The 21759-nt window shown below is 68.7% G+C and carries 22 protein-coding genes; 10 read left to right on the forward strand and 12 right to left on the reverse strand.

The window, feature by feature from the left end; all coding sequences use genetic code 11:
- Position 1: 1 nt before the first annotated feature.
- From kdpB to kdpF, 3 genes are read right to left on the reverse strand one after another with little or no spacing between them, the layout of a single operon-like run.
- Entirely contained in the window at positions 2 to 2134 is a 2133-nt protein-coding gene (kdpB, locus tag OG246_RS05755) for a potassium-transporting ATPase subunit KdpB (protein ID WP_266456776.1), read from the reverse strand.
- Positions 2131 to 3795, reverse strand: coding sequence for a potassium-transporting ATPase subunit KdpA (gene kdpA, locus OG246_RS05760; RefSeq protein ID WP_266456779.1), 1665 nt, complete (start codon positions 3793 to 3795; stop codon positions 2131 to 2133). Before kdpA ends, kdpB begins: the two co-directional genes overlap by 4 nt.
- A gap of 8 nt (positions 3796 to 3803) precedes the next feature.
- A complete protein-coding gene (gene kdpF / locus OG246_RS05765) occupies positions 3804 to 3893 on the reverse strand; it encodes a K(+)-transporting ATPase subunit F (protein ID WP_266456782.1) in 90 nt (29 codons plus the stop codon).
- Positions 3894 to 4513: 620 nt separating this feature from the next.
- On the opposite strand from kdpF, the gene OG246_RS05770 reads away from it, so the two are divergent.
- The gene (locus tag OG246_RS05770; protein WP_266456784.1) at positions 4514 to 5068 is read left to right on the forward strand and encodes a hypothetical protein; all 555 of its coding nucleotides are present in this window, start codon (positions 4514 to 4516) and stop codon (positions 5066 to 5068) included.
- 67 nt (positions 5069 to 5135) lie between these two features.
- Positions 5136 to 5627, forward strand: coding sequence for a peptidylprolyl isomerase (locus OG246_RS05775; RefSeq protein ID WP_266456787.1), 492 nt, complete (start codon positions 5136 to 5138; stop codon positions 5625 to 5627).
- 138 nt (positions 5628 to 5765) lie between these two features.
- Here OG246_RS05775 and OG246_RS05780 read toward each other — a convergent pair whose 3' ends face one another.
- Entirely contained in the window at positions 5766 to 6839 is a 1074-nt protein-coding gene (locus OG246_RS05780) for a WD40 repeat domain-containing protein (protein ID WP_266456790.1), read from the reverse strand.
- A 434-nt stretch (positions 6840 to 7273) separates the two neighbouring features.
- On the opposite strand from OG246_RS05780, the gene OG246_RS05785 reads away from it, so the two are divergent.
- A complete protein-coding gene (locus OG246_RS05785; RefSeq protein ID WP_266456792.1) occupies positions 7274 to 9241 on the forward strand; it encodes an amino acid transporter in 1968 nt (655 codons plus the stop codon).
- A gap of 141 nt (positions 9242 to 9382) precedes the next feature.
- Here OG246_RS05785 and OG246_RS05790 read toward each other — a convergent pair whose 3' ends face one another.
- From OG246_RS05790 to OG246_RS05810, 5 genes are all read right to left on the reverse strand, one after another.
- Positions 9383 to 10786, reverse strand: coding sequence for a cell wall metabolism sensor histidine kinase WalK (locus tag OG246_RS05790; RefSeq protein WP_266456794.1), 1404 nt, complete (start codon positions 10784 to 10786; stop codon positions 9383 to 9385).
- 74 nt (positions 10787 to 10860) lie between these two features.
- Positions 10861 to 11592: a response regulator transcription factor gene (locus OG246_RS05795; RefSeq protein ID WP_266456795.1), complete on the reverse strand. Its 732-nt coding sequence runs from the start codon at positions 11590 to 11592 to the stop codon at positions 10861 to 10863.
- A 129-nt stretch (positions 11593 to 11721) separates the two neighbouring features.
- Positions 11722 to 13290, reverse strand: a complete 1569-nt coding sequence (locus OG246_RS05800) for a PQQ-binding-like beta-propeller repeat protein (protein ID WP_266456797.1) — start codon at positions 13288 to 13290, stop codon at positions 11722 to 11724.
- 122 nt (positions 13291 to 13412) lie between these two features.
- Positions 13413 to 14105, reverse strand: a complete 693-nt coding sequence (locus tag OG246_RS05805) for an FMN reductase (protein WP_266456800.1) — start codon at positions 14103 to 14105, stop codon at positions 13413 to 13415.
- The gene (locus OG246_RS05810) at positions 14102 to 15202 is read right to left on the reverse strand and encodes an LLM class flavin-dependent oxidoreductase (protein WP_266456802.1); all 1101 of its coding nucleotides are present in this window, start codon (positions 15200 to 15202) and stop codon (positions 14102 to 14104) included. The genes OG246_RS05805 and OG246_RS05810 overlap by 4 nt, the downstream gene beginning before the upstream one ends.
- 148 nt (positions 15203 to 15350) lie before the next feature.
- Between OG246_RS05810 and OG246_RS05815 the strand changes: the two genes are divergently transcribed.
- A complete protein-coding gene (locus OG246_RS05815; protein WP_266456803.1) occupies positions 15351 to 16160 on the forward strand; it encodes a helix-turn-helix domain-containing protein in 810 nt (269 codons plus the stop codon).
- A 241-nt stretch (positions 16161 to 16401) separates the two neighbouring features.
- On the opposite strand, the gene OG246_RS05820 is transcribed toward OG246_RS05815, so the two are convergent.
- Positions 16402 to 17292 carry a zinc-binding dehydrogenase gene (locus OG246_RS05820; protein WP_266456805.1) on the reverse strand — a complete coding sequence of 297 codons (891 nt, stop codon included), beginning with the start codon at positions 17290 to 17292 and terminating at the stop codon, positions 16402 to 16404.
- A gap of 135 nt (positions 17293 to 17427) precedes the next feature.
- Here OG246_RS05820 and OG246_RS05825 point away from each other — a divergent pair, with 135 nt between their 5' ends.
- A complete protein-coding gene (locus OG246_RS05825) occupies positions 17428 to 17829 on the forward strand; it encodes a helix-turn-helix domain-containing protein (RefSeq protein ID WP_266456806.1) in 402 nt (133 codons plus the stop codon).
- A 205-nt stretch (positions 17830 to 18034) separates the two neighbouring features.
- On the opposite strand, the gene OG246_RS05830 is transcribed toward OG246_RS05825, so the two are convergent.
- Positions 18035 to 18520, reverse strand: coding sequence for a hypothetical protein (locus OG246_RS05830; protein WP_266456807.1), 486 nt, complete (start codon positions 18518 to 18520; stop codon positions 18035 to 18037).
- 139 nt (positions 18521 to 18659) lie between these two features.
- Between OG246_RS05830 and OG246_RS05835 the strand changes: the two genes are divergently transcribed.
- A complete protein-coding gene (locus OG246_RS05835; protein ID WP_266456809.1) occupies positions 18660 to 18995 on the forward strand; it encodes a YnfA family protein in 336 nt (111 codons plus the stop codon).
- Between the two features lie 48 nt (positions 18996 to 19043).
- Here the strand turns inward: OG246_RS05835 and OG246_RS05840 are convergent, their stop codons facing one another.
- Positions 19044 to 19484 (reverse strand): ester cyclase, encoded by a 441-nt coding sequence (locus OG246_RS05840; protein WP_266456813.1) that lies wholly within the window; start codon positions 19482 to 19484, stop codon positions 19044 to 19046.
- A 200-nt stretch (positions 19485 to 19684) separates the two neighbouring features.
- Between OG246_RS05840 and OG246_RS05845 the strand changes: the two genes are divergently transcribed.
- Genes OG246_RS05845 through OG246_RS05860 form a run of 4 tightly spaced genes read left to right on the forward strand, consistent with a single transcriptional unit; the run spans position 19685 to position 21688 of the window.
- A complete protein-coding gene (locus OG246_RS05845; protein WP_266456815.1) occupies positions 19685 to 20452 on the forward strand; it encodes an SDR family NAD(P)-dependent oxidoreductase in 768 nt (255 codons plus the stop codon).
- Positions 20452 to 20634: a hypothetical protein gene (locus OG246_RS05850; protein WP_266456817.1), complete on the forward strand. Its 183-nt coding sequence runs from the start codon at positions 20452 to 20454 to the stop codon at positions 20632 to 20634. Before OG246_RS05845 ends, OG246_RS05850 begins: the two co-directional genes overlap by 1 nt.
- Before the next feature lie 47 nt (positions 20635 to 20681).
- Positions 20682 to 21452 (forward strand): tyrosine-protein phosphatase, encoded by a 771-nt coding sequence (locus OG246_RS05855; protein WP_266456819.1) that lies wholly within the window; start codon positions 20682 to 20684, stop codon positions 21450 to 21452.
- A complete protein-coding gene (locus OG246_RS05860) occupies positions 21452 to 21688 on the forward strand; it encodes a hypothetical protein (RefSeq protein ID WP_266456821.1) in 237 nt (78 codons plus the stop codon). The genes OG246_RS05855 and OG246_RS05860 overlap by 1 nt, the downstream gene beginning before the upstream one ends.
- Positions 21689 to 21759: the final 71 nt, after the last annotated feature.

The raw sequence follows: 21759 nt of genomic DNA on the forward strand, positions 1-21759 counted from the left end.
ATCAGCCGATTCCGGGAATGAGGGAGATGATCAGGTCGATGATCTTGATGCCGATGAAGGGCGCGATGAGCCCGCCGAGCCCGTAGATCCCCAAGTTGCGCCGCAGCAGACGGTCCGCACTCACCGGCCGGTACTGCACACCCCGTAGAGCGAGCGGGACCAGCGCGATGATGATCAGCGCGTTGAAGATGACCGCCGACAGGATCGCGGAGTCGGGCGAGGACAGGTCCATGATGTTGAGCTTGTCCAGGCCCGGGTAGACCGCCGCGAACAGCGCCGGGATGATCGCGAAGTACTTCGCGACGTCATTGGCGATGGAGAACGTCGTCAACGCGCCCCGGGTGATCAGCAGTTGCTTGCCGATCTCCACGATCTCGATGAGCTTGGTGGGGTTGGAGTCCAGGTCCACCATGTTCCCGGCCTCCTTGGCGGCCGAGGTGCCGGTGTTCATGGCCACGCCCACGTCGGCCTGCGCCAGCGCCGGAGCGTCGTTCGTACCATCACCGGTCATCGCGACGAGCTTGCCGCCCGCCTGCTCCCGCTTGATGAGCGCCATCTTGTCCTCGGGAGTCGCCTCCGCGAGGAAGTCGTCGACGCCCGCCTCGTCCGCGATCGCCTTGGCCGTCAGCGGGTTGTCGCCCGTGATCATGACGGTCTTGATGCCCATGCGGCGCAGCTCGTCGAACCGCTCGCGCATGCCTTCCTTGACGACGTCCTTGAGGTGGATGACGCCAAGGACGCGGGCGCCCTGCGTGTCCTCGACGGCCACGAGCAGCGGCGTGCCGCCGGCCTCCGAGATCCGGTTGGAGAGCGTGTCGGCGTCCTCGGACACCGTGCCGCCCCGCTCCCGCACCCAGGAGATGACCGAACCGGCCGCGCCCTTGCGGATCCTGCGCCCGTCGACGTCCACACCCGACATCCGGGTCTGGGCGGTGAAGGCGATCCACTCGGCACCGGCCAGCTCGCCCTGGTGGCGCTCGCGCAGCCCGTACTTCTCCTTCGTCAGTACGACGATGGAGCGGCCCTCGGGCGTCTCGTCGGCCAGCGAGGAGAGCTGGGCGGCGTCGGCGACCTCGGCGTCGGTGGTGCCGGTCACCGGCACGAACTCGGAGGCCTGGCGGTTGCCGAGGGTGATGGTGCCGGTCTTGTCGAGGAGCAGGGTCGACACGTCGCCCGCCGCCTCAACTGCCCTTCCGGACATGGCCAGTACGTTGCGCTGGACGAGTCGGTCCATGCCCGCGATACCGATCGCGGAGAGCAGCGCGCCGATGGTGGTCGGGATGAGGCAGACGAGCAACGCCACCAGCACGACCATCGTCAGATGCGTACCCGCGTAGTCCGCGAACGGCGGCAGGGTGGCGACGGCGAGCAGGAAGACGATGGTGAGGGACGCGAGCAGGATGTTCAGCGCGATCTCGTTGGGCGTCTTCTGCCGTGCGGCGCCCTCGACCAGGGCGATCATGCGGTCGATGAAGGTCTCGCCCGGCTTCGTCGTGATCCTGATGACGATGCGGTCGGAGAGGACCTTCGTACCGCCGGTGACGGCACTGCGGTCGCCGCCGGACTCACGGATGACGGGGGCCGACTCACCGGTGATGGCCGACTCGTCGACCGAAGCGACACCCTCGACGACGTCACCGTCGCCGGGGATGATGTCGCCCGCCTCGCAGACGACCAGGTCGCCGACGCGCAGCTCGGTGCCGGGCACCTGCTCTTCCGCGGAGCCGTTGAGCCGCCGGGCCACCGTGTCGGTCTTGGCCTTGCGCAGGGTGTCCGCCTGCGCCTTGCCGCGGCCCTCGGCCACCGCCTCCGCCAGGTTGGCGAAGATGACGGTCAGCCACAGCCAGGCGCTGATCGCCCAGCCGAACCAGTCGCCCGGGTCCTTGAACGAGAACACGGTCGTCAGCACCGAGCCGACGAGGACCACGAACATGACGGGGGACTTGACCATCACCCGCGGGTCGAGCTTGCGGCAGGCGTCCGGCAGCGACTTGAGCAGTTGCTTCGGGTCGAAGAGCCCGGCGCCGACACGGCTTTGGTCGGGCTTGTGGCCGGTCGGCACATCGCTGTGCGGCGCCCGGGTCGGGGTGGTTGTGGACACGGCGTCCTCTTGTTTGTCTGTGCGGGTGCTCATGACGCCAGCCCCTCGGCCAGCGGGCCCAGCGCGAGCGCCGGGAAGTAGGTCAGACCGGTGATGATCAGGATCGCGCCCACCAACAGGCCGGTGAACAGCGGTTTCTCGGTGCGCAGCGTGCCCGCGGTCGCGGGCACCGGCTTCTGCTCGGCGAGCGAACCGGCGAGGGCCAGCACGAACACCATCGGCAGGAAGCGGCCGAGGAGCATGCAGAGACCGAGGGTGCTGTTGAACCACTGGGTGTCCGCGTTCAGACCGGCGAAGGCCGAGCCGTTGTTGTTGGCGGCCGAGGTGTAGGCGTACAGGATCTCGGAGAAGCCGTGCGCCCCGCTGTTGGTCATCGAGTTGCCCGGGGTGGGCAGGGCCATCGCGGCGGCGGCGAAGATGAGGACCAGTGCCGGGGTGATGAGGATGTAGCAGGCGGCGAACTTGATCTGGCGGGTGCCGATCTTCTTGCCCAGGTACTCGGGCGTACGGCCGACCATCAGACCGGCGATGAACACCGCGATGATCGCCATGATCAGGATTCCGTAGAGGCCGGAGCCGGTACCACCGGGTGCGATCTCGCCGAGCTGCATGCCCAGCATCGTGATGCCGCCGCCGAGGCCGGTGAACGAGGAGTGGAAGGAGTTCACCGCGCCGGTCGAGGTCAGCGTGGTCGCCACCGCGAAGATCGACGAACCGCCGACGCCGAAGCGGGTCTCCTTGCCCTCCATCGCGCCGCCGGCGATGTCGAAGGCGGGGCCGTGGTGGGCGAACTCGGTCCACATCATGAGGGCCGTGAAGCCGATCCAGATGGTGACCATCGTGGCGAGGATCGCGTAGCCCTGCTTGAGCGAGCCGACCATCCGGCCGAAGGTCCGGGTGAGCGCGAACGGGATCACCAGGAGCAGGAAGATCTCGAAGAGGTTGGAGAACGGGGTGGGGTTCTCGAAGGGGTGGGCCGAGTTGGCGTTGAAGTAGCCGCCGCCGTTGGTGCCCAGCTCCTTGATGGCCTCCTGGGAGGCGACCGCGCCGCCGTTCCACTCCTGCGAGCCGCCCATGAACTGGCCGACCGAGTGGATGCCGGCGAAGTTCTGGATGGCGCCGCACGCGACCAGAATGATCGCGGCGATCACCGCGATGGGCAGCAGGATGCGGATGACACCGCGCACCATGTCGGCCCAGAAGTTGCCGAGTTCACCGGTGCGCGAGCGCGCGAAGCCCCGTACGAGCGCCACCGCTACGGCGATACCGACCGCGGCGGAGACGAAGTTCTGCACCGCCAGGCCGCCGGTCTGCACGACGTGGCCCATGGCCTGCTCGCCGTAGTACGACTGCCAGTTGGTGTTCGACACGAAGGACGCGGCGGTGTTGAACGCCTGGTCCGGGTCGATGGAGGAGAAGCCGAGCGAGCCGGGCAGGATGCCCTGGATCCGCTGCAGCAGGTAGAGGAAGAGGACGCCTACGGCCGAGAAGGCGAGGACGCTGCGCAGGTACGCGGGCCAGCGCATCTCGGTGTTCGGGTTGGCGCCGATGCCCTTGTAGATCCACTTCTCGACGCGCAGGTGCTTGTCGGAGGAGTAGACCTTGGCCATGTAGTCGCCGAGGGGACGGTAGGCGAGTGCCAGTGCCGCTATGAGAGCGACCATCTGGAGCACGCCGGCGAGGACGGGTCCCATAACAGTGCTCAGAACCTCTCGGGGAAGACGAGGGCGAGGATGAGATAGCCCAGCAGGGCGACGGCCACGATCAGGCCGACGATGTTCTCGGCGGTCACAGCTTCGTCACCCCCTTGGCGACGAGGGCCACCAGCGCGAACACCGCGATCGTGGTGACGACGAAGGCCACGTCGGCCATCGTGAGCTCCTAGATGAGGTTCGGAATTGAACGGACTAGTAGAGGAAAGCTCCTCCCCGACCGGATTCGGCCACCGTTGACGGCTCCCATACGGGGCGCGGTACGGCTTTGACGCATCCCTTACGGCGATGTTTCGGATGAGGCGGAAGCGGAGCCGGCAGACCACCGGATCCGGGTCCCGGCGCACCGCGTGGGCGACGGCCGCGCCCCGCTCGTTCCGCGGCAGCCGCCGCCACGGTCGGTCGGCCCCGACCTCGCGGATCAGCACGATGACGCGATTCCGGGCCCGGCGGTCTCACGTACGTACGACGCTATGGGGCGGCCCGGGCCGCGGCGCTCGGAGGCAAGCCGAACGAGTGGGGACCCCGGGGTTTTCCACAGTGCACCGTCCGGCCCGTGGGGCGGCGGAAACCTGAACGCGGTCCTCCGTGTCCACGTGGCAGAGCTCCCCGGCCCCTGTCGGATCCTTGACGCGCCCGCCCATCAGAGTCCCGTCAAGGGGTGCTGCACCCGGCCTTCCGGGTCCCTACCGTCGGTCGTATGGAACGCCGCAACGACACGCGCGCCGCGGTCGACGCACCCGCAACACGCCCCGCCGAGGTGGCCCACGACCGCCTCTGGGCCCAGGATCTGCGCAGCTCGATCCGCTGCTCCGCCGCACTCCTCGCCCTGCTCCTGGTGATCGACTGGGGAGCGGGCACCCTCACACCATCGCGGGCCGCCCTGTGGGTGACGCTCGCGCTGCTGCTGTTCCTCGTGCTCCACCCCACCCGCGTCGCCGCCGGCGAGGGCTGGCTCACCTCCCGCGGCCTGCTGCGCACCCGCCGCGTCCGCACCGACCAGTTGGTCTCGGTCCGCTGCCTGGACGGCGTCGCCCAGCGCCTCGTCCTGCGCGACACCTCCGGCGTCTCGGTCGAGATCGACCCCCGGGTCCTGGTCGCCAACCCCCCGCTGTGGCACCGCCTGGACGAGGACGCCCGCGTCTCCGCTCTGCGCGGCTCGCTGACCTGCGGGGCGACGGCACTGCGCCGGGTTTCGGAACGGATCGACCGGGAGACGGCGATGACCGTGTTCAAGGTCTCGGGGATGGATTAGGGCCGTATAGGGGCCGTATAGGGGCCCATGGGTAAGCAGCCCACGGGGGAAATGCCAGACTGACGGCATGACGACAAAGGTTTACTTCGACATCCGTATCGGCAACGAGTCCGCGGGGCGGATCGTCTTCGATCTGTACGACGACGTGGTGCCCAAGACCGTGGAGAACTTCCGCGCGCTGGCGACCGGCGAGAAGGGCTTCGGCTACGCCGGTTCCGGGTTCCACCGGATCATCCCCCAGTTCATGCTCCAGGGCGGTGACTTCACCAGGGGTGACGGCACCGGCGGCAAGAGCATCTACGGCGAGAAGTTCGCCGACGAGAACTTCCAGCTCAAGCACACCAAGCCCGGCCTGCTGTCGATGGCCAACGCGGGACCGAACACCAACGGCTCCCAGTTCTTCATCACCACCGTGGTGACGGACTGGCTGGACGGCAAGCACGTCGTCTTCGGCGAGGTCGTCGAGGGTCTCGACCTCGTCAAGAAGATCGAGGGCTACGGCAGCAGGAGCGGCACGCCGAGCACGAGCATCGTCATCGAGAGCAGCGGCGTTCTCTAACACCTGCTGTCCTGGCCCGCGCTGACGGCCACTCCGTCGTCACCGTGATCCAGACCCGGCAGACGGAGGAAACGGCGATGCCCCGCCTTCACAGAAGGCGGGGCACGCCCCTCCGCGTACCACGACGGAGTCGGATCCTCACCAGTCACCCGGCCGAGCCAGTGCCCAGACCTGGACTGCTCCGAACCCAGTGGCCACGGCCATCTCCTTGCCGCCGGAAATCCACTTCAGCGCATAGATGATTCCCCCCTGGCAGTCCTTTCTGCCGAGGAGTGCACCGTCATTCGCCCGCCAGATCTGCAATACGCCGTCGTAGCCGGCCGTGGCGATCATTTGTCCGTCCGGACTGTACTCGACAGCCGGAACCGTGGCCCCCAGACCGCTCAAAGGGGCATGCGATCTCAGGACTCGTACCGGTTCTCCGCCAGGCCATTGGAACACGTGAATCAACCCGTCATCCACGCCTACCGCGATCTGCCTTCCGTCGACAGAGAAGTCGAATCCACACGTGCGACTTTTCGCCACGCGAATGCTCTCCGCCTGATCTCCGGCCGTCGTGTGAGCCGCGACGGATTCGTACGTGGACCGAGCGATCCTCGTGCCGTCGGGAGTGAATCTGAGGCACGGCGCGCCGACGAAGTCACCGAATCGTCGATGAAACAGGACCTGCAGTGGTCCACCGGACGCGTCGCAGGTCACAACATCTCCCGATGACGTGTAGGCAGCCAGGACGTTGCCACGCGGCGCCCAGGCAACACGATTCATGGCCTGCTTGTAATCCCATGACCGAACCACCTCCGGCCCCACATCATTCGCGGACACCGGCTCCATGACAATCAATCGTTTGGTGGCTCCACCGATTGCCAGCCTGCCATCGGAAGCAAACGCGACTGAACGAGCCGATTGCCCGGGCATGGAGTGAATGACACGACCGTCAGGCCGATCCTTCGACCAGATCCTTACCGTTCCGTCCGCCCCGGCAGTGGCGAGGATTTCTCGCGACGAATCATAATCCAGGCTACAAACTGCGGCAGTCTGATACTTGCCCGGCCCCTTCGCGTGACCCCGGAAGCTCATTAAGAGCTCGAATCGAATTTCACCCAGATCGACTGCATTCGTCTTCTCGCGACGGCTCTTCTTGTATTGCGAACCGATCGCTCCGACCATGCCTTTGACGGCTTTTCGCGCAAGGAAAGAGGCGGGATCTTCCATGGAAATCTCCGATGCATACGGGCGTCGCACCATTCCAGCTGCGGTCCTGTAGTCCCGCCGCTCATCGTCCCACCGCAAGACGTCAAGTGCCCTCAAAACCGGGCGACATCACCAGCGTCAGCGCCCCCACCCGGCGTGTCCTCCGGCACCAGCGTGCCGTCCATCGCCGCGGCCAGCCCCCGGGGACAGAGCGAGCCCCTTGACGAGCGGGGGAGGACAGGGCCCGTCGCGGTCGTGGGGCGGAGGTGGAGTGACGGGAGCGCGGACAAGAACGGGCCGCACGAACAGGCGGAGACGTTCCGGGGTCTTGACGGAAACGTTCCTCTCAACATGCGCCGGACCCTGGGCCTGTGGATCACTGGTTGCATACGCTGGCCCGGTCGTCCGCGCAATGGCCGGAACCCTTCGCTTGCCAGTACGTCAGGAGCACGCCGATGGCCACCGCCGACAAAGTCGCCCGTACGAGCCCCCCTCGCACGAGCCGTCTGCGTGCGTGGATGCTGCAGGGACTGTCCGACATGGGCAAGGGCACGCAGCGGAAGGAGGCCGAGCCGGAGCCCGTGCACAAGGGCCAGCCCTGGTGGCGGGTGATGTGCCTGACCGGCGTCGACTACTTCTCCACGCTGGGCTACCAGCCCGGCATCGCGGCGCTTGCGGCCGGCCTGCTGTCCCCCGTGGCGACCATCGTGCTCGTCATCGTCACCCTTGCGGGCGCACTCCCCGTCTACCGCCGAGTGGCCGAGGAAAGCCCCCACGGCCAGGGCTCGATCGCAATGCTGGAACGGCTGCTGACGTTCTGGAAGGGCAAGCTGTTCGTCCTCACCCTGCTGGGCTTCGCCGCGACCGACTTCCTGATCACCATCACCCTGTCGGCGGCGGACGCCTCCACCCACCTGGTGGAGAACCCGCACCTCACCGAGGCCCTGCACGGCAAACAGGTGCTGATCACCCTCATCCTCGTCGCCCTCCTCGGCGCGGTGTTCCTCAAGGGCTTCCTGGAGGCGATCGGCGTCGCGGTCGTCCTGGTGGGCATCTACCTGGGCCTCAACGTCGTGGTGACGATCGCCGGCCTCTGGCACGTGGTCACCGAGGGCCACGTCATCACCGACTGGTCCACCGCCCTCACCGCCGAACACGGCAACGTCTTCGCGATGATCGGCGTGGCCCTCCTGGTCTTCCCGAAGCTGGCCCTCGGCCTCTCCGGCTTCGAGACGGGCGTCGCGGTCATGCCGCACGTGGAGGGCGAGCCCGGCGACACCGAGGAGAAGCCGACCGGCCGCATCCGGGGCACGAAGAAGCTGCTCACGGTCGCCGCCGTGATCATGAGCGTGTTCCTGATCGCGACCAGCTTCATCACCACGCTGCTCATCCCGGAGAAGGAGTTCGAGTCGGGCGGCGAGGCCAACGGCCGCGCGCTGGCGTATCTCGCGCACGAGTACCTCGGCAACGCCTTCGGCACGGTCTACGACGTCTCGACCATCGCCATCCTGTGGTTCGCCGGCGCCTCCGCCATGGCCGGCCTGCTCAACCTCATGCCGCGCTACCTCCCCCGCTACGGCATGGCCCCGCACTGGGCACGCGCGGTCCGCCCCATGGTGATCGTCTTCACCCTCGTCGCGTTCCTGGTCACCTGGATCTTCGACGCCGACGTCGACGCCCAGGGCGGCGCGTACGCCACCGGTGTCCTCGTCCTCATCAGCTCCGCCGCCGTCGCGGTCACCATCGCCGCCCGCAAGGCCGGCCAGCGCAACTGGACCATCGCCTTCGCCGTCATCTCGGCGGTCTTCCTCTACACGACCGTCGTGAACGTCATCGAACGCCCCGACGGCGTCAAGATCGGCGCCTGCTTCATCGCCGCGATCATCCTCGTCTCCCTCCTCTCCCGGCTCGCCCGCGCCTTCGAACTGCGCGTCACCAGCCTGACCATGGACCCCATTGCGGAACGGTTCGTACGGGACATCGCGAGCCGCCGGGCCCGCTTCATCGCCAACGAGCCAGACAACCGCGACATCACCGAGTACCGCGAGAAGATCGAGCAGATCCGCGCCGACAACGACCTCCCCGCCCAGGAGGACTTCGTCTTCGTCGAGGTCACCGTCCTCGACGCCTCGGAGTTCGAGGCGGGCCTGAACGTACGGGGCGAAGTCATGCACGGCCGCTACCGCGTCCTGACCCTGGAGTCCTCCTCCATCCCCAACGCCCTCGCGGCCCTCCTCCTCTACGTCCGCGACACCACCGGCCAGACCCCCCACATCTACTTCGAATGGACCGAGGGCAACCCCTTCACCAACTTCCTCCGCTTCTTCCTCTTCGGCCAGGGCGAGGTGGCCCCGGTAACGAGAGAGGTCCTGAGGGAGGCAGAACGGGACCGGGCGCGACGGCCGAAGGTCCACGTCGGCTAGAGAGACAAGGTTTCAGCCCGGCCGCAGATCTTTCAGCCCGTCCGGCGTTTGAGGACGAGCGCGCAGCGCGACAGGGGGGCCTGGGGGCGCAGCCCCCAGAAACGGGACGGGAAGGGGCGGAGGGGGCGAGAAAACCGTCCGTCACCCCGCACGCTCGCCACCCACAGTGAACCCGATAACCACCCCACCCCCCTCCCGCCGATAGGCGAACGGCGCTCCCCCATGCCCCGCCGCAACCTCCCGCACGATGGAAAGCCCCAACCCCGACCCAGGCAGACTCCGAGCATCGGCAGCCCGGTAGAACCGGTCGAAAACCCGCTCCAGATCCCCCTCACCGATCCCGGGCCCCCGGTCGAGAACCTCAACCCGAACACCCCCAGACCCACCACCCCCCACGCCCCCCACAACGACAACCTCGATCGCCGCAGCCCCACCCCGGTCAAACTTGACCGCGTTCTCCACCAGATTGGACACGGCCCGCTGCAACGCGGTGGGCCGCCCATCCACCCCCACGTCCCCACTCACCCGCACAACGATGTCCCGCCCACTACGCCGCCGAGCAACGACCGCAACATCCTCGGCAACCTCCCCCAGATCCACCCGCCGCACCGGCTCGGTATCGGACCGCCCCGCCGCAAGCGCCACCAACTCATTGACGAGATCGGTCAGTTCACGGGACTCAAGGGCCAGGTCGGCCACGAGCTCCTCGCGCGCGGCAGGCGGCAGCTCGTCGATACGCCGGAGCATGGAAATGTTCGTACGCAGCGAGGTCAGCGGCGTACGAAGCTCATGCCCCGCGTCCTGCACCAGCCGCCGCTGGTCCTCCTCGGACTGCGCGAGCCGCCCGAGCATCCGGTCGAAGGACCGCCCGAGCCGAGCCACCTCGTCGTACCCGGCGACCGGCACCTGAATCCCCAGCCGCCCGGTCCGCGCCACGTCCTCCGCGGCCCCGGCGAGCCGCACCAGCCGCCGGGTGATCCGCCGGGCCAGCCACCACCCGAACAGCCCGGAGGCGATCACGACGGCGGCGACAAGCAGCACGGTCCGCTGCTGAAGCTCGTTCAGCAGGTCCTCCGTGTCGCTGAACTCCTGCGCGACCTGGACGGCCCCGCGCCCGTCCCCGAGCGCGACGGTCGCCACCCGGTACCAGTTGCCGCCGACCTCGACCTCCTTGTGCTCGGCCAGCGTCCCCGCGGCCGAGGCGTCGGCGGCCTGCCGGTCGACGGCGGCGACGGGCAGCGGAGGATGCCCGCGGTCGACGACCGCACCACCCGGCCCGAGCACCTGTACGTCCGTACGGCTGGGCCGCACGATCTTGTCGAGCGCCCCGGCATGACCGGGGTCGGACTGAGCGAAGTCCTCCGGCTCCAAGGCCTGCTCGCGCACCTCGCCCCGCAGGTCCTGCACCACCCCGGCGAAAACCGTCTGCTGATCCACGCGTACGAGCCGGGCGGCGGCGTCGTAACTCAGAAACCCGACGAGAACGGTGACGACGGCGGCGACGGCCGCGAAGGACAGCGTGAAGGTGGCCCGCAGAGAGGACACCCGCCGAAGGCGAAGCCGGGCCGGCCGCCCGAGGAGCCGCCCGGGGAATCCCTCGGGGAGTCTCAGAGGCACTCTCAGTCCTCCCTCAGGACGTACCCCACACCCCGCACCGTGTGAATCAGCCCGGGCGCCCCGGGCTCTTCCAGCTTGCGCCGCAGATAGCCCACGTACACGGCGAGATTCTTCGAGCCGGGCCCGAAGTCGTACCCCCAGATCCGGTCGTAGATCGTGGAGTGGTCAAGGACGATCCCCGCGTTACGAACGAGCAGCTCAAGCAGCTCGAACTCGGTCCGAGTCAGCTCCACCTCCCGCGCCCCGCGCCAGACACGCCGCGCCTGGACGTCCATCCGCAGCCCGGCCGCGGCGACCTGCGCCGAAGCGACCTGCTGCTCCTGGGGTGCCTTCGCCGCCGGTACGTCGACGAGGGGGCCGTCTCCGCCACGCGTACGGCGCAGCAGCGCCCGCAGCCGGGCGAAGACCTCCTCCACGTCGAACGGCTTGACCACGTAGTCGTCGGCCCCCGCGTCCAGCCCCGCGATACGGTCCGCGGTCTCCACGAGCGCGGTGAGCATCAGAATCGGCGTCCGGTTCCCCTCCGCGCGCAGCACCCGGCACACCTGCAGTCCGTCGATCCCGGGCATCATCACGTCGAGAACCAGCACGTCCGGCGGCGTCCGATGGGCCTGCGCCAGCGCCGCCACCCCATCGGCGACGGCCGTCACCTCATACCCCTCCAGCGCGAGCGCCCTCTCCAGCGCATGACGGATGGCACGATCGTCCTCGGCAAGCAGCACATTCTGGGGCACCCCACCAGTCTGCCTGGCGCCCGGCCACGCACCACCTGATGAGCGGGGGTACGGGCGGGCTTCTTACCGGCCTCTCACCACGGCCGGATCAAGTCGGTCCGCTCAGTCCGCGCAATCTGTTCAGTCCGCTCAGTCCGCGGCGAACAGCGCGGGCTGGTCGCTGTCGCTCTGCAGATTGACGAAGACATAGCCGCCCTCCGGCCGGGGGCGTACGTCGAACTGGTAGCTCAGCGGCGCGTCGCGGAGTACGACCGACGCTCCCCTGCGCTGCCCGCTGCGGGCGTCCACCCGCCAGAGTTGGTGCCACCAGGAGGACGAGGTGACGACGTTGATCCGGCCATCGCTCCCCGGAGCCAACCTGTCGATGGCGTCCTCGAAGGCGGTGTGCCATACGCGCCGGCCGTCCGTGAGGGAGTACGCGGACACCTCCTGCCGACGGCCCTGGGTCGACTCGTTGACCACGCTGATGAACAACCCGCCGCTCACCACCACTTGGGACGCGGGCATGCTCCCGGGCGCCACGGGCCATGCGGTGACCACCAGGTCGCCGTCCGGTCCGGAGACGGGGATGGTGGCCTTGCGGCGACCCGCGTCATCGAAGAGGACGACGACGCCGGCTTCCCGCTGATCCCCTTCGTCGACATGGACCACGATCGGATCGGCGGACAGCACGCCGACGGACCGCATACCGCCGCCCGTGGCCAGCACGCTCTGCCAGGCACGTTCACCCGACGACGCATCCACGGCCGACACGCGCATCGTGACGCCGGTGCCGGACTCGTCCGTGCACCCCTCGACGACCAGAACACGGTCGCCGGCGGCATCCAGCTCCTGAACCCGGCAGCTCGGCGACACCTTCGCACTCCACAGCTGGGAGCCGTCGCGCAGTCCAAGACCGACCAAGGCACCGTTGCCCTGGACGACCGCGACGGAACCGGCGGCCGTCATGACCGACGTACCGCCACCTTCCTCACCCAGCGGAACGGGCTTTCGCCACAACCAGCGCCCGGAGTCCAGATCCACCGCGCCGACGGACGCCCCGCACGATCCCTCACCGCCCTGGAACCCGACGATGCCGACCCCCGCCGACGTGCTCCGGCTCACCGCGCACACCGAGGTCCCGGCGGGCGCGGCGGCTCTCCAGCGGACATCGCCCCCCGCCGTGTCGTAGGCGTACAGGCCGTCGGTACGGACGCGTATCGCGGTGGAAGGGTCGGACGCCCAGTAGCCGAGCACGTCCACCGACGACGGCCGGTCGCGTCCGACTTCCCACGCCACATCCATGTGCGGTCCGCGCAACCAGGCGTAGCCGAGCCAGGCCGGCCAGACACCGGCCAGCACACCGAACACGAGGACCGCGGCCAGGGTGCGGGCGGACACCGTTCCCGCTGTCTTCCCGCCCAGGCGGGCGACCCACACCGAGACGAACCCGAAGGCGAACGCGAGCAGGAACACCGGTGTCATGCCGCGGGGGCACTGCGAACCACTGCACTCATTGGCCGGCATGTCGACGATCATCAACTTGACGGCCAGCACCCCGTACATCAGCGCGCAGATTCCGCAGGCCCCCGCGACAGCAAAGGCGACGAACACGCCCAGTCGCAGCGTCCACCGCACGGCCAAGTGCCCATCGCTGTCAACGCGTTCGAGCGGTCCCGGGTCCAGCCCCGCGTCCCCCTGCCCCGGCACCAGCTTCATCCATCCCCCCAAGGACACCGCAAGCCAAGCTGATCGACCGCAGCAGCCTAGGGCCTGTCCGACGGTATGGCGCCAGGGGAGGACGGACCACCTTCAGTGAAGATGGCCCATCGAAATCCCAACTACGGCTGAAGAGCGGCCAGTTGCTGCGCGAAGGGAACGACCTCGAACCCACTCCTGCTCGAGTCGAGGGCCACAGACCGAACGCCCCCGCCCTGGGCGGGCAGTTCCGGGACGGACGCGGACGCGGACTCGTGCTCGCGCGCAGCCTCCCCCCGCCCCGCGCCCGCACCCAAAGCCCCCTTCATCAGCCCCGCCAACTCCCCCGCGGCCCTGTCGATCCGCGAGGCAAGCCCCTCCGCACCCCAGTCCTCCGACGCCGCGTACACAGCGGTCGGCACGACCACGGCCCGCAGATAGGAGAAGAGCGGACGGAGCGCGTGCTCCAGCACGAGCGAGTGCCGCGCCGAACCCCCGGTGGCCGCGATCAGCACCGGCTTCCCGGCAAGCGCGTCCTGGTCGCTGACGCTCAGCACGTCGAAGAAGGACTTGAAAAGCCCGCTGTAGGAGGCGGAGAAGACCGGCGTGACGACGACGAGCCCGTCCGCCGCCCGCACCGCGTCGATGGCGGATGCCAGCGCCGGCCCAGGGAACCCACTCGTGAAGTTGTGGGCGATCTCGACGGCCAGGTCGCGCAGTTCGACGACCTGGACGTCGGCGGAGGTCTCCCCGACCGTGGCGGCGGCCAGCCGGTCGGCGAGCAGCCGGGTGGACGACGGGACGCTCAGCCCCGCCGAGACGACGACGAGCTTCATGCGACGTTCACTCCTTCCGAACTCTCCGTGGCGGCGGCCAGCAGCGACTGGTGGGTCGGCGCGTCCGGCACCCCGGCAGGACGGCCCTTCGCGAACTCCTCGCGCAGCACGGGCACGACCTCCTCGCCCAGCATGTCGAGCTGCTCAAGCACGGACTTCAGGGGCAGCCCCGCGTGGTCCACCAGGAACAACTGCCGCTGGTAGTCACCGGCGTACTCGCGGAAGGCCAGCGTCTTCTCGATCACCTGCTGCGGCGAACCGACGGTCAGCGGCGTCTGGTCGGTGAAGTCCTCGAGGGACGGCCCGTGCCCGTACACCGGCGCGTTGTCGAAGTACGGCCGGAACTCCCGTACGGCGTCCTGCGAGTTGTGCCGCATGAACACCTGGCCGCCGAGCCCGACGATGGCCTGCTCGGCCGTCCCGTGCCCGTAGTGCGCGTACCGCTCCCGGTACAGCTCGACCATCTTCTTCGTGTGGTCGGCCGGCCAGAAGATGTTGTTGTGGAAGAAGCCGTCGCCGTAGTACGCGGCCTGCTCGGCGATCTCCGGCGAGCGGATGGAACCGTGCCAGACGAACGGCGGTACGCCGTCCAGCGGCCGCGGGGTCGCGGTGAAGGACTGCAGCGGCGTACGGAACTTGCCCTCCCAGGTCACCACGTCCTCGCGCCAGAGCCTGTGCAGCAGCGCGTAGTTCTCGATGGCGAGGTTGATGCCCTGGCGGATGTCCTGCCCGAACCAGGGGTAGACCGGTCCGGTGTTGCCGCGCCCCATCATCAGGTCGACCCGGCCGTCCGCGAGATGCTGGAGCATCGCGAAGTCCTCGGCGATCTTCACCGGGTCGTTGGTGGTGATGAGGGTGGTGGAGGTGGAGAGGATCAGCTTCTCGGTCTTGGCCGCGATCCAGCCGAGCATGGTGGTCGGGGACGACGGCACGAAGGGCGGGTTGTGGTGCTCGCCGGTCGCGAAGACGTCGAGGCCGACCTCCTCGGCCTTCTGCGCGATGGCGACCATGGCCTTGATGCGCTCGTGCTCGGTCGGCGTCCGTCCCGTCGTCGGGTCCGGTGTCACATCGCCGACGCTGAAGATCCCGAACTGCATGGTCGCTCACCCTCCGCAGGTTGTTTACGATTCAACTATACCTGCTAACGGCACCCACCCCCGCCCTATTCCCACCCTCCCCCCCTTCTCCCCGCACCCGCCCGATTGTCAGTGCCCGATTGTCAGTACCCAGCCCTACGATCCGAACATGGCCGCCCCACGCCGCGACACCAGAGGCATCGTCGACGCCACGGAGCTCTTCTCCCGGGTCCACTTCCGGCGCCGCGAACCCGCACCACCCCTGCGCCCATACCTGGAGCACTACTGGCTGATCGACTGGGACCTGCCCCAGCCGTACGCCTCGCACGTCGTCCCGCACCCGTCCGTGAACATCGTCTTCCAGAAGTACGCAGGTCAGGACCCCTTCTCCGAAGTCGCCGGGATCGGCCTCGACCTGTTCACACAGAAACTGGAGGGGCGCGGACGGGTGTGCGGAATCCAGTTCAGGCCTGGTGGATTCCGCCCCTTCGCGCCGGAACGGCCGGTGACGTCGCTCACGGGACAGCGGATCCGCCTCCCGGAGGTGCTCCCCGGCTCCACGGGCGCCATCGAGGCGGTACTCACCCCGGACGACGAGGAAGCACGCGTGGCCGCACTGGACGCGTTCCTCCTGAGCCTGAACCCCCGGCCGGACCCCCAGGCCGACCTCGCGATGACCCTGGTCGACCAGATCCGCGGCGACCGCACGATCCGCCAGGTCGGCGACTTCGCCCACGCCCAGGGCATGACCGTACGCAGCCTGCAACGCCTCTTCGCCGCGTACGTGGGGGTCGGCCCGAAGTGGATCATCCTGCGCTACCGCATCCACGAAGCCCTGGAACAGGCGGAGACCTCCGACACGGTCGACTGGGCAGGCCTGGCCGCCGACCTCGGCTACGCCGACCAGGCCCACCTGGTCAGGGACTTCACGTCGACGGTGGGGGTGCCACCTTCGGCGTATGCGCGGGGGGTGCGCTGAGGGTAGTTTTTCGCCCCCTCCGCCCCTACCCGTCCCTTGCTTCCTGGGGGCTGCCGCCCCCAGACCCCCGCATCGCGCTGACGCGCTCGTCCTCAAACGCCGGACAGGCTGAAGATTCCTCCCCCGGCCCGGGGTCGAAGAGCGCAGCCCCCACGGGTGGGTGGGGGATGGGGATGGCAGCGCCTCGTCCTCAAACGCCGGACGGGCTGAAAGATCTCCCCCGGCCGGAAGTGCTGGGCTCCTACGGCACGAGAACCAAGCGCCCCCGCACCCCGCCCTCCCCCAACCGCGCATGCGCCTTCGCCGCGTCCTCCAGCGGAAACGTCTCCGCGACCCGAGTCGTCAGCACCCCCTCATCCACGAGCGCCACCAGCTCCGCGAGCCGAGCCCCATCGGGGGCCACCTCGACGGCATCGGTCCGCACCCCCCGCACGGACGCCGGCTGAGCATGCGGAATGACGCCCACGAACACGCCCCCGTCCCGCACCCACTCCAAGGCCCGCTCTCCCAGAATCGCCGCGTCCAGCACCGCGTCCACGCTCCCGGGCGCAACCTCGCCCGACACGAAACGGCCCGCCCCCAGCGACCGTACGAACTCCTCATCGCCCTCCCGGGCCAGCGCGGTCACGGCCAGCCCCCGCTGGACGGCGAGCTGAACGGCGTAAGCACCCACAGCCCCCGCGGCACCCGTGACGAGCAGGCTCTGCCCCGCCTCCAGCGCCAGCAGATCGAGCGCCTGCGCGGCAGTGAGGGCGTTCAAGGGCACGGTCGCCGCGTGCACCGCGTCGACGGAGGCAGGCGCGACAGCCACCGCGTCCGCGTCGACGACGACGTAATCGGCATGCGTACCAAGGGACTTGGCGACCCCGTACGAAATCCCGACCACCTGCTCGCCAACTGTCCACCCCACCGCGACACCCGCCGCGTCGACGGTCCCGGCGACATCCCAGCCGAGCCCGAGCCGCTTGCCCGCACCCCCGAAAACGCCCGCGCGTACCCCCGCGTCGGCCGGGTTGAGCGCGGCGGCCGTGACCTTGATCCGTATCTGGCCGGCACCCGGCTCCGGCACGGCCGTCTCGACGATCTCCACGGCCTCCGGACCACCGAACGCCGTAACAACTGCTGCACGCATGACAACTCTCCCTACCGGCAGGCCATTTACCCCGGTGGATTCCGATATCCACCCGGCACCAACAACCCTAGGAAGAGTTACTCTCTTCCAGTAAGTAGGCACCTCAAGGTGCGTACGTCACCCGGAGGTGAGCCCATGGCGACCACGACCGCGGCCCAGCGGCGCGAACAGGCACGCGTCGAGTACGACGCGTTCATCAGGAGCTGCCCCACCAACCAGCTCCTCGACCGCATCAGCGACAAGTGGGTCAGCCTCGTAGTCTGCGCGCTCACCACCGGCTCGATGCGCTACAGCGACCTCACCCGCAAAATCGCGGGCGTCAGCCCCAAAATGCTCACCCAGACACTCCGCTCACTGGAACGCGACGGAATCGTGACCCGCACGGTCACCCCATCCGTCCCAGTCCGAGTCGACTACGAACTGACCCCCCTGGGCACCAGCCTCAGCCACCTCCTGGCCGCAGTGAAGGACTGGGCAGAACTACACATAGAGCAGGTCAACAAGGCCAGAGACCACTACGACACAACACCGTCCTGACCCCCCGCAGCCGTACCCCCGGCCCCCCGGTCCCAAGGCCCCGCACCCGCAACACGACGGAAGGGGTCGTGCCGGTACATCAGATGCCCGTCGCATACGTGGTCACAGCCAACCCAGCCACCCAAGAAACAGAAGTGTCCATCAAGCGACGGGCGGATGTACCGGCACGACCCCGACCCCCCACCGACCCGCAGGCGCCCCCCCACTAGAAGGCATACGAGTCCCCCGTATCCAGCACCAGCACCCGCTGCCGGTCATTGCCGGAATTACGATCCACCGCACCCCCACCCCAAACCGTGTCGAACGACACCGTCACCTCGGCCGGCGCCCCCCGCAGCCGCACCCCCAGCCTGATCTCCTCCCCCACCCCATCCGCCGCCAACGCCCCCGTCCGGCACACCACAGCCCGCGCCTCCGCCCGCGCACACCCGTCCGGCAAACTCTGCCGATCCGCCAGGGCAACCGACCAGCGCAGCCGAACCGTCGCGTCCGGAACGGCACCCGGCCCGTGGTTCCGAGGAGTCAGCCGTACGTCGACACGGCCCTCCGCCATGGACACGTCCCCGTGGTAGGCGAGATCCGCCTCCGGAGCGAGAGCCGCGGCGCCGACAGCAGGCCAGACCGCCCCCACCACCAGCCCCGCCCCGACACTCGTCGCACACAGCACCCGCACCAGCGTTCGCGTTCGCATCCCCATGAGGTCATTCCCTTCACTCGGCCGGTCACCGTCACGGGATGTATCCCACCTCTGCCCACTGCCAGGCGCCGTCCATCAGGTGACAGCGAACAGCAGCGCAAACCCTCATGACCGCCCATGCAAAAGTGACCGCATGCTGATCGCCCGCTCCGCCGCCCTCTTCGTCCTCGCCGCACTCTTCGAGATCGGCGGCGCCTGGCTGGTCTGGCAGGGCGTACGCGAGCACCGCGGCTGGCTGTGGATCGGCGCGGGCGTGATGGCCCTCGGCGTGTACGGCTTCGTGGCCACGCTCCAGCCGGACGCCGAGTTCGGACGCATCCTCGCCGCGTACGGCGGCATCTTCGTAGCGGGGTCCATCGCGTGGGGGATGGTCGCGGACGGCTACCGGCCGGACCGCTGGGATGTCACAGGCGCGCTGATCTGCCTCGCGGGCATGGCAGTGATCATGTACGCGCCGCGGGGCAACTGAGAGGGGCGCCCCTTCACGGATCCAGCCGTTCAGGGGCACCCGCGGTCCTCAGGACGAAGACGTCAGCTCGGGCAACAACCCCAACTGCCCCAGGAAATCCATCTGGTCGAAGTAGAGCCGATAGCTGACGATCCGCCCGTCCTCGACGGTCGCGATGTCGCAGCCGCGGATCCTGACACCCTTCCCCGTCGCGGGCAGCGACTCCCCGGAGGGCAACGGCAGCGGACCCGTGTTCGTCCCGTTGTAGTACCCCTCGTCGATGGCGGTGTCGCCGACCTCGGTCGCGTACACCGACTCGTACCTGGCACCCGTGACCGAGTCCGTCATCTGACGCCAGTATTCGACGATGTTGTCGCGCCCGTGGATCTCTCCGGCGTCGGGCGTGAAGGCGACCGCGTCCACCGCGTACAGCTCGGCGACGGCCTTGAGGTCCGGGGTCGAGGTGAGCGCCTCGGTGAGCCGGTCCATGACCTCACGTGCCTGTCCCATGATCCACCTCCTGAGCAGGGGATCACCCACTCCAGTTTCCCACGCAGGACAGTTCCGGGCCCATCCGAGATCCAGGCCACCAACCGCCCGGACACCCACCCCGCCTATCCTGACCGGGGGCGGTCCGATCCACCCCGCCCACCGCAACGCACCACGCACCGCACCACGCACCGCCCAGCCCCGCCCTGAGGAGCAGCCGTATGAGCCCCGCCGCCGCGTCCCGTATCGCCGTCGTCACCGGTGCCAGCAGCGGCATCGGCGCCGCGACGGCCCGGCAGCTGGCGGCCGCGGGCTACCGCGTCGTCCTGACCGCCCGCCGCAAGGACCGCATCGAGGCGCTCGCGGAGGAGCTGAACGCGACGGGCCACCAGGCGACGGCGTACACCCTCGACGTCACGGACCGCGCGGCGGTCGACGAGTTCGCCGGCGCCTTCAAGACGATCGGCGTCCTGGTCAACAACGCCGGCGGCGCGCTCGGCGCCGACCCCGTCGCGACGGGCGACCCGGCCGACTGGCGCCAGATGTACGAGACGAACGTCATCGGCACCCTGAACGTCACCCAGGCCCTGCTCCCCGCCTTGACGGCCAGCGGCGACGGAACGGTGGTCGTCCTCTCCTCGACCGCCGGATTCAGCACGTACGAGGGCGGCGGCGGCTACGTCGCCGCCAAGCACGCCGAACACGTCCTCGCCGAGACCCTCCGACTGGAGATCGTCGGCACCCCGGTCCGGGTCATCGAGGTCGCCCCCGGCATGGTCAAGACGGACGAGTTCGCACTGACCCGCTTCGGCGGCGACGAGGAAAAGGCCGCCAAGGTCTACGCGGGCGTCGCCGAGCCCCTCACCGCCGAGGACGTGGCCGACACGATCACCTGGGCGATCACCCGCCCCAGCCACGTCAACATCGACCTCCTCGTAGTCCGCCCCCGCGCCCAGGCCTCGAACGCCAAGGTCCACCGGGAGTTGTGATGCCGGACGACCCCACCGGGGACCAGGAGCCGACACAGGCCCAGACCCAGGCCCAGGAACAACGCCGCCTGACCCAGGAAACCAAGGACGAACGCTACGTCTGGTGGTACCTGGCGTACTTCCTCTTCGGCATCCACATCGTGGCTTTCGTAATGATCTACGCGGTCATGCACGCGAAGTGATCAAAACGGGTGTTCGCCCGAGGCGGGGTCGACATACGCTCCCGCAAGTGAACAGACACATACCTTTCGCGCAGTTGCACAACTTCCGTGACCTGGGCGGATACCAGGCCGAGGACGGCAGCACGGTCCGCCGGGGCCGCCTGTTCCGGTCGGACTCGCTGAGCAAGCTGGAAGGCGCGGACTGGGACCGTTTCCTGTCCCTCGGCATCCGCACGGTGGTCGACCTCCGATACCCCTGGGAGATCGAGGCGAAGGGCCGGGTCCCGGCACACCCGTCCCTCGCCTACCACAACCAGAGCATCGAGCACCGCCCGTACGACCAGTCGGCGCTGGCACCGGACGTGGCCCCCGGCCCATACCTGGCGGCCCGCTACGCGGAGGTCGCGAAGGACGGCACGAAGGAGATCCGCGAAACGCTGGAGCTGATAGCGACAGCGGGCGAAGGCCCCGTCGTCTTCCACTGCGCCTCGGGCAAGGACCGTACGGGCCTGGTGGCGGCCTTGGTCCTGGCCCTGCTGGGCGTCCCGGAACGGACGATCGTCGAGGACTTCACACTGACGGGGCTGGCGACGGCCCGTCTGGTGGCGGACTGGCGGGCGGCCAATCCCGACCGGGAACTGACGTGGCCGGGCTACGGCCAGGCGCCCGCCGAGGTCATGACCCTGTTCCTGGCGGACCTGAACTCCCGCTACGGCTCGATCCAGTCCTACGTCACACAGATCCTGGGCCTGGACACCACCTTCATCTCGGCCCTCCGCGCCAACCTCCTGGAACCCGCCGCCCCCAGCCTCCCACCGCCGCCTACATCCACCGCCTGATGACGGACCGCCGGGTAGCCCCACCCGGCACCGGCCGCCACCTGCTGGCAGAGGCGGAGCGCCGCATCACAGCCACGGGCCGCACCCTCTCCCGTCTGGACTGCCTCGCCGGCAACCCGCGCCTGCGCGAGTACTACCAGGCGGCGGGCTACACGGTCGTTGGCGAACAGGCCGCGAAGGACAGCGGCTTGGGCAACCCGTACGCGGTGACGCTCCTGGAGAAGCGACTCCACTAACTCACAAGGGTGAACCGGATAGATCACCCATACGGCACCAGAACTCGCGATCTAGGCTCGCACCACAACAT

Origin of the sequence: Streptomyces sp. NBC_00620 (assembly GCF_026341825.1) — a bacterium.
Taxonomy (GTDB): domain Bacteria; phylum Actinomycetota; class Actinomycetes; order Streptomycetales; family Streptomycetaceae; genus Streptomyces.

Bases quoted from the DNA above. Each gene is read 5' to 3' on its own strand.
- OG246_RS05815 (WP_266456803.1), top strand. From the start codon at position 15,351: ATGGCCGCCCCACGCCGCGACACCAGAGGCATCGTCGACGCCACGGAG.
- OG246_RS05805 (WP_266456800.1), bottom strand. From the start codon at position 14,105: ATGAAGCTCGTCGTCGTCTCGGCGGGGCTGAGCGTCCCGTCGTCCACC.
- OG246_RS05770 (WP_266456784.1), top strand. From the start codon at position 4,514: ATGGAACGCCGCAACGACACGCGCGCCGCGGTCGACGCACCCGCAACA.
- OG246_RS05780 (WP_266456790.1), bottom strand. From the start codon at position 6,839: ATGGAAGATCCCGCCTCTTTCCTTGCGCGAAAAGCCGTCAAAGGCATG.
- OG246_RS05850 (WP_266456817.1), top strand. From the start codon at position 20,452: ATGCCGGACGACCCCACCGGGGACCAGGAGCCGACACAGGCCCAGACC.
- OG246_RS05840 (WP_266456813.1), bottom strand. From the start codon at position 19,484: ATGGGACAGGCACGTGAGGTCATGGACCGGCTCACCGAGGCGCTCACC.
- OG246_RS05785 (WP_266456792.1), top strand. From the start codon at position 7,274: ATGGCCACCGCCGACAAAGTCGCCCGTACGAGCCCCCCTCGCACGAGC.
- OG246_RS05830 (WP_266456807.1), bottom strand. From the start codon at position 18,520: ATGCGAACGCGAACGCTGGTGCGGGTGCTGTGTGCGACGAGTGTCGGG.
- OG246_RS05825 (WP_266456806.1), top strand. From the start codon at position 17,428: ATGGCGACCACGACCGCGGCCCAGCGGCGCGAACAGGCACGCGTCGAG.
- kdpB (WP_266456776.1), bottom strand. From the start codon at position 2,134: ATGAGCACCCGCACAGACAAACAAGAGGACGCCGTGTCCACAACCACC.
- OG246_RS05820 (WP_266456805.1), bottom strand. From the start codon at position 17,292: ATGCGTGCAGCAGTTGTTACGGCGTTCGGTGGTCCGGAGGCCGTGGAG.
- OG246_RS05810 (WP_266456802.1), bottom strand. From the start codon at position 15,202: ATGCAGTTCGGGATCTTCAGCGTCGGCGATGTGACACCGGACCCGACG.
- OG246_RS05845 (WP_266456815.1), top strand. From the start codon at position 19,685: ATGAGCCCCGCCGCCGCGTCCCGTATCGCCGTCGTCACCGGTGCCAGC.
- OG246_RS05775 (WP_266456787.1), top strand. From the start codon at position 5,136: ATGACGACAAAGGTTTACTTCGACATCCGTATCGGCAACGAGTCCGCG.
- kdpA (WP_266456779.1), bottom strand. From the start codon at position 3,795: ATGGGACCCGTCCTCGCCGGCGTGCTCCAGATGGTCGCTCTCATAGCG.
- OG246_RS05800 (WP_266456797.1), bottom strand. From the start codon at position 13,290: ATGAAGCTGGTGCCGGGGCAGGGGGACGCGGGGCTGGACCCGGGACCG.
- OG246_RS05835 (WP_266456809.1), top strand. From the start codon at position 18,660: ATGCTGATCGCCCGCTCCGCCGCCCTCTTCGTCCTCGCCGCACTCTTC.
- OG246_RS05860 (WP_266456821.1), top strand. From the start codon at position 21,452: ATGACGGACCGCCGGGTAGCCCCACCCGGCACCGGCCGCCACCTGCTG.